The organism is Sphingomonas sp. (assembly GCF_017745215.1).
GTDB lineage: Bacteria > Pseudomonadota > Alphaproteobacteria > Sphingomonadales > Sphingomonadaceae > Sphingomonas.
Map to the genome: position 1 here is coordinate 130,065 of NZ_JAGHZV010000005.1, position 12,385 is coordinate 142,449.

Annotated in this window: 12 protein-coding genes; 10 read left to right on the plus strand and 2 right to left on the minus strand. The window is 62.6% G+C overall.

What is annotated here, in order from left to right; all coding sequences use genetic code 11:
* Positions 1-83: 83 nt before the first annotated feature.
* Positions 84-1,520, minus strand: a complete 1,437-nt coding sequence (locus tag J7495_RS06955) for a hypothetical protein (protein ID WP_294055698.1) — start codon at positions 1,518-1,520, stop codon at positions 84-86.
* 118 nt (positions 1,521-1,638) lie between these two features.
* Here J7495_RS06955 and J7495_RS06960 point away from each other — a divergent pair, with 118 nt between their 5' ends.
* The 7 genes from J7495_RS06960 (at position 1,639) to J7495_RS06990 (ending at position 6,618) form a co-directional block, all read left to right on the plus strand.
* Positions 1,639-1,770, plus strand: a complete 132-nt coding sequence (locus tag J7495_RS06960) for a hypothetical protein (RefSeq protein ID WP_294055700.1) — start codon at positions 1,639-1,641, stop codon at positions 1,768-1,770.
* A gap of 267 nt (positions 1,771-2,037) precedes the next feature.
* A complete protein-coding gene (locus J7495_RS06965; RefSeq protein ID WP_294055702.1) occupies positions 2,038-2,247 on the plus strand; it encodes a hypothetical protein in 210 nt (69 codons plus the stop codon).
* A 2-nt stretch (positions 2,248-2,249) separates the two neighbouring features.
* On the plus strand, positions 2,250-2,492 hold the full coding sequence (locus tag J7495_RS06970) for a hypothetical protein (protein WP_294055703.1): 243 nt from the start codon (positions 2,250-2,252) through the stop codon (positions 2,490-2,492).
* Between the two features lie 24 nt (positions 2,493-2,516).
* The gene (locus J7495_RS06975; RefSeq protein ID WP_294055705.1) at positions 2,517-4,124 is read left to right on the plus strand and encodes a TraM recognition domain-containing protein; all 1,608 of its coding nucleotides are present in this window, start codon (positions 2,517-2,519) and stop codon (positions 4,122-4,124) included.
* The gene (locus J7495_RS06980) at positions 4,121-4,666 is read left to right on the plus strand and encodes a hypothetical protein (RefSeq protein WP_294055707.1); all 546 of its coding nucleotides are present in this window, start codon (positions 4,121-4,123) and stop codon (positions 4,664-4,666) included. The genes J7495_RS06975 and J7495_RS06980 overlap by 4 nt, the downstream gene beginning before the upstream one ends.
* 285 nt (positions 4,667-4,951) lie before the next feature.
* Positions 4,952-5,992, plus strand: a complete 1,041-nt coding sequence (gene mobQ / locus J7495_RS06985) for a MobQ family relaxase (RefSeq protein ID WP_294055709.1) — start codon at positions 4,952-4,954, stop codon at positions 5,990-5,992.
* Positions 5,989-6,618, plus strand: coding sequence for a hypothetical protein (locus tag J7495_RS06990; RefSeq protein WP_294055711.1), 630 nt, complete (start codon positions 5,989-5,991; stop codon positions 6,616-6,618). Before mobQ ends, J7495_RS06990 begins: the two co-directional genes overlap by 4 nt.
* A 31-nt stretch (positions 6,619-6,649) precedes the next feature.
* On the opposite strand, the gene J7495_RS06995 is transcribed toward J7495_RS06990, so the two are convergent.
* Positions 6,650-7,072: a TrbC/VirB2 family protein gene (locus J7495_RS06995; RefSeq protein WP_294055850.1), complete on the minus strand. Its 423-nt coding sequence runs from the start codon at positions 7,070-7,072 to the stop codon at positions 6,650-6,652.
* Positions 7,073-7,423: 351 nt separating this feature from the next.
* Here J7495_RS06995 and J7495_RS07000 point away from each other — a divergent pair, with 351 nt between their 5' ends.
* The 3 genes from J7495_RS07000 to J7495_RS20220 all read left to right on the plus strand — a co-directional run bounded on the left by J7495_RS07000 (position 7,424) and on the right by J7495_RS20220 (position 12,228).
* A complete protein-coding gene (locus J7495_RS07000; RefSeq protein WP_294055712.1) occupies positions 7,424-7,657 on the plus strand; it encodes a hypothetical protein in 234 nt (77 codons plus the stop codon).
* Between the two features lie 39 nt (positions 7,658-7,696).
* Positions 7,697-11,860: an RHS repeat-associated core domain-containing protein gene (locus J7495_RS07005; protein WP_294055714.1), complete on the plus strand. Its 4,164-nt coding sequence runs from the start codon at positions 7,697-7,699 to the stop codon at positions 11,858-11,860.
* A gap of 146 nt (positions 11,861-12,006) precedes the next feature.
* Positions 12,007-12,228, plus strand: coding sequence for a hypothetical protein (locus tag J7495_RS20220; protein WP_366810892.1), 222 nt, complete (start codon positions 12,007-12,009; stop codon positions 12,226-12,228).
* The last annotated feature ends 157 nt before the right edge of the window (positions 12,229-12,385 follow it).

A 12,385-nucleotide genomic window follows, 5' to 3' on the forward strand; every position in this document is an offset into this window, starting at 1 on the left:
TCTGGGGCTTCCAATTTCGGGCGTAATTCGAGACGATGTAGATCGAATAAGGGCTGCGGTCGATGAGATGGGAGATTGAATTTCTATCCTGAAGTTTTCGGTATCAGATTCCTTAGAAGAATATTGTCCATAATATTGAGCCCATACGACGTAAACCCCGCGCTTCCCCGAGGCTCGCCGAGTAGGAGCTCGATCATCGCCTCTTCCGTGAAGGGGATGTCGATGATTTCCTGAAATTCTCGCCGGTCGTCGCGCGCGAGGTGGCGCTTGCGGTGGTAGAAGGTTTCGCGGTCTATGCCGAGATGGACAAGGCAGGACAGGAACGGCTCGAAGTTCCGCCGGTCGATGGCGAATTCCAGGTAGATAGTTTCGTCATCCGGTTCGGAGAGATTTGCGCCGAGCTCCTCGCACAGCGCACGGGCGATGGCGCTCCGAAAATCCACCCGCCCATCAAACACGTCGTCGAGATTGAGTCCTTCGTTGGCGGTGACATGCCATAGGCCGTGCTGGTTGGCGTTGCCCTGACGATTCGAGACGCGGGCGAGATAGACGCGCTTGCCCTGCCGTTCCTGCGTCGTCGCCAGGACGTTGATGCCGAACGACGTGGTGAAATAGCGCAGGTACGGCATCGTACCGAACGGATCGCCATCATCGCGAAACAGTGCGGGATGGCTCATGCGCAACTCATGCATCACGCGGCGCATGACCCGGTGCGTGTGATAATCCGTGACGTAGAAATCGAGATCGAGGTAGACGCCCTCTCCGGCACCAGAACGCTGCGGCTGCTGGAAGCCGAATAGGCCCAGTTTCCGTTTGTTGTAGGGAGGAAATGCTGACGAGCCGCGCAGCGCTTCAAGCACGTGGTGCGCATACATGTCGGCATGATGGGCGACGATCGCAGAGAAACCGGGCACCCGGACGGCGGCGAGAAACGACTGGCAGGCGGCGTCGCCGTCGAAGTCCATCGGCGCATAGAGATCGTACCGCCCGGCGAAGACCGCATCGCTCTCGATGGCAGCCTGGAACCATGGCGGCATCGGCAGGATGAAACTGCGATCCCTCACCCGTCCGCAGAGATGCTCGTGGCGTAAGGCGTGTGCCGGGTCATCATCGATAGTCGAACGGACGAGCGGTGTGGCGCGGTCGGCAAGCGGGCGCATCAGCAAATCCCAGGTTTCCCGGGCGGTGAATCGCTTCTGATCCCGTCCAGGCTCTACCGGATCGCCGTGCCGCAGCACGGCTTCACGCACTTCCTGCCATTCAAGCCAGGCGGGGTCGTGCCTTTTTCCGCCGCCCGGGAAAAACGCGCGCTCGATCACCTGTAAGGAAGAAAGGCCGGGCAGGCCGCCTTTGCGATGACGCAACTCGCTGAGCCGTCCTTCCGAAAGCCCCGAGTTTGCGGCGAAGAGCGATGCCGTCTGCGGTTGGCCGCGATTGCCCGTGCCACGCGGCAAGTGCTTGTTGATAAAATTGGCGAGAAGAAAAGATGCTGCCGAATCTGATACTTCGTGCCCAGCCATCGAATTCTCCGAAGATCATCGAATATGTGCTGAATGACAGGCTGTGGCGCGCTTCGCAATCTTTGCTCGGCGGCGGGAGTTTTCAAGTCAATGCCGCCAGCAACAAGGAGACGGGACAATGGACCACAACTCAAACGATCCTGCGGTGCGCGTGTGCACCCTGGTGACCACGGCCCTTTTCGGCCACCTGATCGGCGGCACGGCCGGGCCGGTCATCGGCCACTTCATCAGCAATACCTTCCTGAAGTGAGCCGGGGGGCCTGAGGGCCTCTCATCCATCGACATCGTCGGTGAACTCGGGCGCAGGCGCTTCGCGCTGTGCGGGGAAGACCTGCGCCCATTTTCCGGAGTGGTCCTTATGGACAGAGAAGATTGGGAGATGGCTGAACGCGGGTTTCTGGGGGCGCTGGGCGACGGGCCGGGCGAGCCGTTCGGCACGTGGCCGCTGCCCCCGCATCCGCAGCCGATGCCCAAGAAGCTCCGGCCCATCACCCATTCCAAGCAAGGGAGCTAGCACATGACCTGCCCGCATTGTGGATCGTTCCACGCTGATTCCAACCTGATCCAGGTCGTCTCGTTCGAGCAGCTCGCCAACACGGTGACACTCGCGCGGCGGGCCGACCACCCGGCCTTCGCCTTCGGCACGCTCGCGCTGTGGGGTGGCGTCAAGTTCATCAACCTGTGGCGCAAGGAGCGGCGCTGCGTCGGCTGCGGACACCGGTACTGACCATGTTCGAGGCATTTTTCAGCGCCTTCGGGGCGGCGATCGACGATGTGCGGTCCAAGCTCATCGACGAGGCCTGGTTCGGACGTCGCCGCCCCGACCGTGCCGCCGATACGGCACGGGAGGTCGGCGACGATGCGCCCGACGAGCGCAGCCTGCTCGACCGGCTGTTCGAGGACCACCCCGAACTTTTCACCACGGAACCGGAGCAGCCCGGCCACGCGCCGGAGCACGGCATCGACCGATAGGCCGGTCCCGCATCTGACGGAGGCATGATGCGCCTGCTATCGCGAACATCGCCCGCGGCGGAACTTGCGGTTCCGCTCGCGAGGCTTTCCCCCCGCGACTATTTGCGCACCCAGGACCTTGGCTCGCATGTGCTGGTGACGGGCGCGTCGGGCTCCGGCAAAACCACCGGCGCGGCCGAGCTGCTCGCGGCGACCTGCTTGCGCATCGGCATGGGCATGCTGATCTGCTGCCTGAAGCCCGACGAAGCCGACCTATGGGTACGTCGTTGCGCGAAGCACGGGCGGCTGGGGTCGCTGATCCGATGGGATGGGCGGAACCACCGCTTCAACTTCATCACGCATATCCTCGCGCGGTTCGGCGTGTCCGGCCTCAACAGCGTGGTGGAGTATTTGCTGACCATCGTCGACCTGGCGAAGCGCGCCGCGCCGTCGCCGGGGCGCGAGAGCGACCAGTTCTGGACCGACTCCATCCGTACCCTGCTGCGCCACGCGGTGCCATTGATCTACGCGGCGACGGGCGGCGTGCGGGTGGTGGACGTCATCAATTTCGTGCGCAGCGCGCCGCAGACGCCGGAGCAGTTCACCGATAGCCGATGGCAGGCGAGCTCGTTCTTCTGCCGGATCTGCATGATGGCGTCCGGCAAGGAAGCAGCCGTCAAGATCGACAACGCGCTCGGCATGCAATGCCTGCTCTATTGGAAGGACACGTTCGCGACGCTCGACCCGAAGACGCGATCCAATATCGCGATCTCGCTGGTCGCGGCACTCGACCGGCTGTGCCATGGCTGGCTTCGCGACTGTTTCTGCACCGACAGCACCATCACGCCGGAGCTGTGCTTCCACGGAGCGGTGATCGTGATGGACATGCCGTCCACCACCCTGGGGGAAGACGGGCTGCTGGCGCAGCTCATCTTCAAGCATGCATGGCAACAGGCGATGCTCGCGCGCACCGCGCTCGAGCCGAGCCAGCGCGAGCGCTATTGCTGCCTGTTCGCCGACGAGGCGCCCGCGTTCGTAACGCCGGGCGATGCGGACTTCCTCGCGGCGTGCCGCAGCTCGAAGGTCTGCGTCGTCTATCTCGCGCAGTCGCTGCCCTCGTTCTACGCGAAGATCGGCGGATCGCATCCCGAGCATGTGACGCATCACCTGCTGACCAATTTCAATACCAAGATCTTCCACGCGAACTCGTGCAAGATCACCAATAGCTGGGCGTCGGAGACGATCGGGCGCAGGCTTCACCGGCGGGCGAGCTACAGCGAATCCGAAGGCACCAGTCGCAATTACGGCCTCGGCATGAACGAGGGCGAGAACTGGGGCGGCTCTACCCAGTCGGGCGGCAGCTCGTCGACGGGGCCGAACGGCGCGCATTCGTCGGGCAGCAATTGGGGGAGCGGCGCGTCCTGGGGCGGCAGCGACGGGCGGAGCCGGAACCTTGGCAGCTCGACCAATTACGGCACGAATAGCGGCTGGTCAGAGCAGGCCGACTGGATCATCGAGCCCGGCGCGTTCGCCTGGGGGCTGCGCACCGGCGGCCCGGCGAACGGCGGGATCATCACCGCCGTCTGGTATCAGACCGGGCGCATCTTCGGCCTGACGGGCGGCAACCATGTCATCGTGAGGTTCCGGCAATGAGAGAGCCCGATATTCGCACGCGCGTGCTGGGCAGCGCCCCGGTGTTCCTGGGCTCCTGGGCGATGGCGATCGTCGCCTTCATCCTCTGGATGCAGCGGGGCGACGCGTGGCCGCTGCTGATCGGGTTCGGCCTGCTCGTCGCGGCGGCGACCAAGGCCGACCGGCAGATGCAGGCCTATTGGCGCTGGCAGGTCGAGTGGAACCAAATGGCGGGCACGCCGCCCCGGCGGAAGCGCCCGCTGATGTGGGCGGGGAGCATCGTGCTTGGCCTGCTCCTGTTCAGCCTGCTGGGCCATGCCGCCCAGCATGGCGGCGGCCAGGCAGTCGTCGGCGTGCTGATGCTGCTGGCCGCCCCGCTGCTTCTCTTCGCCGGGCTGGCCAAGCTCTGGGCCTGGGCCCGGCGCAGGCGTCGCGGTGGCAGCGCTCGGGACGGCGTGGTTGCGGTCTGCATCCGGCGGCCGCTGATTCCCGTCCCGACGCTGCGCGACGCCTATCGCGGCTTGCCCGACCATTGCCGCCAAGTGCTGGGACCGGTCGAATGAACGGCCAGCAAGTCCTCGCGCAAGAGTTGCAAGTTTTGCCGGATTTGCGGGCAAGGCGCGACCGCCAAAGCCCCTCAGCCACATCGCTGACATTACGCGGTTTTAATGCGGAAGTTAGCAATTCCTTAACCATATTCTCCCTACCATGGACGTTAAAAGCCTCCGGCAGGGGTGCACGTTGTACGCAACCTAAGCGGGCAACGTATCTGTGCACTCTTAGACTTTTCCGGAAGGCTTTAACCACCATGGGAAGGAAGATGGCCCCTTAGTCGGCTGGGGGTGCTTATGGCGCTTTTCAGCATGCGGATGCAGGTCCTGTCGCGGAGCAAGTCCCGGTCGTCGGTCGCCGCTGCGGCCTATCGGTCGGGCGAGAAGCTCCGCGACGATCGGCAGGGCATCACCCACGATTACCGCAACCGCGGCGGGGTCGAGCATACCGAAATCCTGCTCCCGGCCGGAGCACCGGCCTGGGTGCAGGGCATCGACCGCGAGCGGCTGTGGAACGCGGTCGAGGCGGGCGAGAAACGCAAGGACAGCCAGACCGCGCGCGAGCTGCGCATCATGATTCCCCGCGAGCTGCCGCCCGAGGAGCGCATCAATGTGGTGCGCGATTTCGTGCTCAAGAGCTTCGTGGCGAAGGGCATGGTCGCCGATATCTGCTGGCACAACAAGATTTCGGACACGGACGGGCGGGAGCAGCCCCACGCCCATGTCATGCTCACGATGCGTCCGCTGGTCGCGGACGGCTTCGGGCAGAAGGTCCGGCATGATTGGGTGCCGGACCCGTCCGGCCGCCTTCATCCGGACGGGCGGCCGGTCATGGTCGTCTCCAATGCCCAGAGCTGGAACTGTCCCGACTATTACGAGCGCTGCCGCGAGGCATGGGAGAACACCGCCAACGCCGCGCTGGCGCGCGCCGGTTCCGACCAGCGCATCGACCGGCGGAGCTACCTGGAGCGCGGCTTGTCGCGGCTGCCGGAACCGGCGCTGCGGCTCGCGTTCCACCTCAAGGAACTCTATGGGGTCATGAAGGAGCGGTTCGGCCAGTTCCAGCGGGCGCGGCATTACCGCGCCGTCGAGAGCCGCGCGAAGGCGGCGTTCGCCAAGCTCGATGCGTCGCCGATGACGCCTGACGCTGCACGTCAGGCGAAGGACACCGCCGAGCGGTTCTTCGCGTGGATCGAGCGACAGCAGGAGCGGCTCGGTCCCGCGGGAATGGAGCACGCCCGTGCAGGGCCCAACCAGACGCACGGCGGCGCAATGCCCAACGCGGGCCCCGACCGCGACGCGTCCCGTTCACCCCCGACATCCGACCTAGAGCGATGAGCATGGACCATCAGGACCCCAACCACTGGCGCAACCTGTTCGACCGTGGGCGGCGCGAGCCGCTGCCGGGGAACGACGGGCGCGCACCCTTCGGGCAGCCCGACGCCGCGCCTCCGCACTCGCACCGGCCCGCGCCGCCGGGCGGCTACGATGACGGCCACGACCCGGCACGCCCCCAGCCGAACGGCGGCGAACCGACCCGAGGGCCGCTCTCACCCGAGGAAATCACCGACGAAGCCGCCCTGGCGCTCGCCCTCGACCCGCAGGAATACCGGCCCTGGGTGCTCCAGCGCGGACGCTCGCGCCCGGCGATGATGCTCCACCTGCGCCGCTTCGAGCCAAAATCCGGCCTCTGGACCGGCTGGGTCCTTTCCTACCCCCAGCTCCTCGCCGCCGAGTACACCGGCGACAGACTCCTCTCCCTCGACTTCGGCACGCGGCAGTTCATCATTGAGGGCGCGGGGCTGGATGAGCTGGCACAGCGCTTACAATCCGGCTCGGTGCTCATAGTGCAGGAATACGCCGCAGCGGTGTGGCAAGCGCGCCCTGGCAAGCCGCTCGTGACCTCCATCCGGTGCCTCGGTGGCAGCGGCGACGCCCGTAATGTTGCATTTGAAAAGGCTTGAATACCTGCCGCTTTTTCTGTCCAAGTCGCAGTTAATAATGGAGTGCGGCACCGGCGTAGGGATCACGGACCTGTGGTGGCGGTGGCGGAAGTTGTGGCGGCGGGAAAATTGCCTGTATTGGCATAGGCGATGCTTGGGCCGCGATCAGTTCAGGGCCGCCGTCGCTAAACTCAGTCAGGCTACGCAATCCTGCGGCAATGGAGGTTGACCCAAACACCAAAAAACATCCGGCGATCACCGTGATGCCCCGTCGCGCATCCATCCTTCCGTTGAGCATTCCCAACCCAACTGCCGCAACACATACTACCGCGAGCGTGGTGGCGATGGTGCCGAGCATCGTGCTTTGCAGCCAGTGCGCTGCGGCAGGGATCGCGTGTTCGGCCATCATGCCTTGGACGTACAGCTCGACCGCAACGAGGGGAAGGCTAAGGGCTGATGAACTCGTAGACCTCAGTCGCTAGACGGCGTTCGGATCGTTCAAGTGAGAGAATAGGATCGCGTATTGCTCTTGGCGCGTCGCGTGATTGTGGCATTCTTAGAAAATACTGGTTCGGCGAATAGCTGAACCGTTCCCTCCGAAACGGAATAGAATCCCCTTGCCCGGGCGCGGGGGCGGCGCATCATCCTCCATAACGGCGCGAATCGAGCGCTGTCGGTACTCGGCCTGGCGTAGCATCCGATGCATGGCGAACGACCGGCCCAGGCGGGCCCCGCGGTTGCCGCTTGCAATGTTGGATTTCGTGTTGTTCTCGGTTTGTACCGGGCGGCGGCGGGCCGCTTCGGGCTTCTGGCGGGGGAATCATTGATGCGAGGTTTGATTGCGCCGGTCGCGGCGCTGGCGGCGATCGTAGTGGCCGCGGCGGCCGCGCTCTCGGCGGCGCCGATGGGCAACGAGACGATCAACTACAGCTATGACGCGCGCGGACGGCTCACCAACGTGAGCCACAGCGGCAGCGTGAACAACAATCTCCAGGCCAATTACACCTACGACAAGGCGGACAACCGCGTGACGGTGAACGTCACCGGCTCGCCGAACTGACCGGCGCTTAGACCAGCAAATTCGGGCGGGGAAAATCCGATGATGAAGAAGCACTCCGGCCGCGCGCGCGGCCGGATCGGGCGGCGCATTGCGCTCTCGATCACGACGATCCTGGCGAGCGGCCTCGTGGCGCCGGCCATGGCGCAGACCTATCGCAATCTCGATGCGAACGGCGTCGATCTGACGCTGGGCGATTTCGTGATGGCATTCCCCGAAGGGGCGATCGGCTCGGGACCGGGCGAGCTTGCGCTGGTGCGCCGGGATACGAGCAACAACCCCACTCAGTGGGACAAAATTCTATTCACGCGCACCGGCAGCGGAACGAGCACCGTCGTCACCATCCGGCGCGAGGGCGGCTATGTCGACAAGTTCACCAACGTCGGCCTCGTCAACGCGAAGGGCAATGGTGCCACGCTGACGATGACCGACAACGCCCATTACACCTACCAGACGGCCGACGGCACGACGATCACCTTCCTCGACCCCACCGGGGGCGATGGCGATCCGGCCGTCACCTTCTGCGGGGCCGCGCTCGCGACCAACTGCACGCTGCTTCCGGACACGATCACCAGCCCCAATGGGCGCAGCATCACGCTTTCGTGGGATATCTACCCGCTTGTCGGCGGGGCCTTCGACTGGCGGCTTGCTTCGGTGGCGAACAGCTACGGCTATTCGGTGACCTTCACCTACGCCGATAACAGCTACACCGGCTCTACGCCCGCAGCCGACTGGTTCAAGCGCACCCAGGCCGATTTCCGCAACACGGCGATCGGCAGCACCATCCAGGGAAGCGTGACCTACGCCTATCCTTCCTCCGGCACGGTCGATGTGACCGACATGGCGGGCGCCACCTGGCGCGTGACCGCGACCAGCATCCGCCGTCCGGGCGAAGGCAGTGCGAGCTTTACGGTCGGCGGCACCACCAATGCCGTGACCTCGGTGACGCGCGACGGCATCACCACGAGCTATTCACGCTCGGTGAGCGGCACCACCGCGACGATGACGGTGACCGACGCGCAGAGCCACTCGACGGTGATCGTCTCCAACCTCACCACGGGCAGGCCCACGTCGGTGACTGACGCGACCAGCAAGACCACCGGCTACAGCTACGACAGCTACGGCCGCCTGACCCGCGTCACTGCGCCCGAGGGCAATTACATCAACTATACCTATGACGGGCGCGGCAACATCACGGAGACGCGGCGCGTCGCCAAATCGGGCTCGGGGCTGTCGGACATCGTCGAAACGGCGAGCTATCCCTCGACCTGCTCGAATCCGGTGACGTGCAACGAACCGACGAGCACCACGGATGCGCGCAGCAAGACCACCGACTACACCTACGATAGCACCCATGGTGGCGTGACGGCGGTGACCGGTCCGGCCCCCAGTGGGTCGGGTACACGCCCGGAGACGCGCTACAGCTATACGCTCACCAACGGTGAATATCTCGTCACTGGCGTCTCGGCCTGCCGCACCAGTGCCGCGCCGGGGTGCGTGGGCACGTCGGACGAAACCAAGACCACGGTTGCTTATGACACGAACGGCAACGTCACCAGCCTGACGCAGGCGGCGGGCGATAACAGCCTGAGCGCCGTCACTGCAGCGACCTATACGCCGCTCGGCGATGTGCTCACCGTAGATGGGCCGCTTTCCGGTAACGGCGACACCACGACCTTCCGTTATGATGCCGCACGGCGACAGACGGGCGCGATCTCGGCCGATCCCGATGGCGGCGGCTCGCTCAAGCGCCGTGCGCAGAAAACGACCTATGATAGCGTCGGTCGCGCCACGGACGTCGAGATCGGTACGGTCAACGGCACAAGCGACAGCGACTGGTCGGCGTTCGTCTCCGCGCAAAAAGTCACCACAAGCTGGTCGGGCGGCTACAAGACCAAGGATGTGCTGACGGCATCGTCGACCACCTACCAAGTGATGCAGTACAGCTACGACAGCGTCGGGCGGCTTCAATGCACAGCCCAGCGGATGAACAGCAGCGCCTGGGGCTCGCTGCCGTCCGACGCCTGCACCTTGCAGACCACGGGCAGCTTCGGCGACGACCGGATCACCAAGCGGACCTTCGACAATGCGGGCCGACTGACAAAGGTGCAGACCGGCTATGGCGTGACCGGCGTGCAGGCCGATGAGGTGACCACCGCCTATACCGACAACGGCCGGGTCGCCAGCGTCACCGATGCCGAGGGCAACAAGACCAGCTACAGCTATGACGGGTTCGACCGGCTGTCGAAGACGTCGTACCCCAACACCACCAAGGGCGCAGGCACCAGTTCGAGCACCGACTATGAGGAGCTGGTGTACGATGCGGGGAGCAACGTCACCAGCCGCCGCCTGCGGGGCTATGCAGGCGATTCGACGAAGCACATCGACTTTACCTATGATGCGCTGAACCGGGTGACGGCGAAGGATCTTCCGGGATCGGAGCCCGATGTGGCCTACACCTATGATCTGCTGAGCGAGCTGACCGGCGCGAGCCAGACGGGCAATGCGCTGACCTTCGGCTATGACGCGCTCGGCCGCAACACCAGCCAGGGCGGGCCGCAGGGCACGGTGAGCTATCAATATGACGCCGCCGGACGTCGCACGCGGCTGACCTGGCCGGACAGCTTCTACGTCACCTACGACTATCAAGTGACGGGCGAAGTCACGACGATCAAGGAGAGCGGCAGCACAACGCTGGCGACCTATGCCTATGACGACCTTGGTCGGCGCACGAGCCTGACGCGGGGCAACGGCAATGTGACGGGCTACGGGTTCGATAATGTCTCGCGGCTGGCCTCGCTCGGGCTGAACCTCGACGGCGGCACGACGACCAACGACGTGACGACGAGCTTCAGCTATTCACCATCGAGCCAGATCGCAGCGCAGACGCGCACCAACGACCTCTATGCCTGGGGCGGGCATTACAACGTCAACCGCGGCTATACGTCGAACGGGCTCAACCAGCTGACGGCCGCGGGCGGCACGAGCCTGGGCTATGATGCCCGGGGCAACCTGACTTCGTCGGGATCGGACAGCTTCAGCTATTCGTCGGAGAATTTGCTCACCGGCGCGACGGTGAATAGCGTGAGCACGACGCTGAGCTACGACCCGATGTTACGGCTGTACCAGACGGCCGCAGGGGCCACTGCGAGGTTGCAGTACGATGGCGTCAATCTGATCGCGGAGTACAACAGCTCCAACGTACTGCAGAAGCGCTATGTGCATGGCTCAGGCACGGACGAACCGCTTGTCGAATATGACGGCAGTGGCAATCGAACCTATCTGCTGGCCGACGAGCGGGGCTCAATCGTCGCGCGGAGCGACAATTCCGGAGCCAAGACCGCGATCAACAGCTATGACGAATATGGTATCCCCGCGAACGGCAATGCCGGTAGGTTCCAGTATACCGGGCAAACATGGTTGAGCGATCTCGGCATGTACTACTATAAAGCTCGCATTTATTCACCAGGGCTGGGTAGGTTTATACAGGCAGATCCAATTGGATACTCAGCGGGCATGAACATATATAACTATTTATCGGCCGACCCGGTTAACGGCGATGATCCAAGCGGTATGATTAAGTGCACTGGATCGTTAGTTGAGCATACCAGTTGTGGTACTATTGATCCGCTGGCTTGCATCGGGAACTGTTCTGCTTTTGATCACCCAAGTGATGCGGCAAATAACGAGGGCGGGTCTGGTTCTTACACTGGAGATACAACGGACGGCGTGGATACTCTTGAAGGGGGTTTACCCGACGACGTCATGCGAGGGAGCCTAGATGGGAGCGCGCCAATAGTGGTGACTGGAGTGCGCTACAGTCAGAATTATATGCCTATCTCGACGAGTTTGCAGCAAATAATTACCAATCCGACGTTGGATTCCGAGGGGTATATGTTCGAAGCTGAGGTTGATGTCAGCCCGGGATTCCTCTCTCCTGAAAAAAAGGTGAGAATACTGGGGGGCGCGACATATTTTAAAATTAAGACCTTCAGTCCAAATTTTGTGCAAACGGGAGGCCAAAATAACCCTGGGCTGGCGATTCCAATTGGGGAGGTTTTGGTAAATGGCAGGGTATTTATCGTAAGAACTGGATTGGTGACGACGACATATTTTGCCATGAACCCTGACGTTCATTGGGTAACGGTTAGGCCAACTATAAACACTCCGCCAGGCACGGACGTAAGAATATACTCAAAGAGGTGACTATGAAATACATAACCATTGCTGTCATGGCCATTGCGGTCACATCCTGCTCAGGTATGAATAATAGTGAATTCTCGAATAGGAATGCAGATATTTTATTTTCAAAGAATGACTTAGATCATGATGGTAGGATAAAGTTTTCTGAGATGTTTCCTGCAAATAATGACGGATCTCGTAATGGCGATATTAACAAGATAACTTTCATGGAATATGATAGTAATTCTGACGGATATATCACGAGAGATGAGTTTATCTTTCTGCAAAAAATGCAGCTCGATTGCGATAAATTTGTCTCGAAAAAAACGAACTCACGAGACAGATTATTCGATCTATGTAAAATGGAGCTATCTCTCAAAAGAAATAACTGACAATCGGCTACTTTATCTCCTTCTTAACTACTTCAACAGGCCGCGCGCAAATCAGGATTAACGTGGCCAAGCCCGGCGGCGCCGCCTCCACGGCAAGCTCCGCGCAAGCAGGGAGGAAGCGCAAGGGGTCGGCGTAATTTGTGCCTGGCGTTCATCG